A 274-nucleotide genomic window follows, 5' to 3' on the forward strand; every position below is an offset into this window, starting at 1 on the left:
GTCCGCCCGTACCCTAAACCGACACAGGTGATCAGGTAGAGAATACTAAGGCGATCGAGAGAATCATGGTTAAGGAACTCGGCAAAATGCCCCCGTAACTTCGGAAGAAGGGGGGCCTGCCCCGTGATGGAGACTTGCTCTCCGGAGGCGGGTGTGGGCCGCAGAGACCAGGGGGAAGCGACTGTTTACTAAAAACACAGGTCCGTGCGAAGTCGCAAGACGATGTATACGGACTGACTCCTGCCCGGTGCTGGAAGGTTAAGAGGACCGGTTA

General features: G+C 56.6%; 1 rRNA gene. It reads left to right on the top strand.

The annotated features are described in order from the left end of the window. A 23S ribosomal RNA gene (locus RF641_RS17600) occupies positions 1-274 on the top strand; the annotation flags it as partial.

This window comes from Arthrobacter sp. 'calajunan', assembly GCF_046940185.1.
Taxonomy (GTDB): Bacteria; Actinomycetota; Actinomycetes; order Actinomycetales; family Micrococcaceae; genus Glutamicibacter; species Glutamicibacter soli.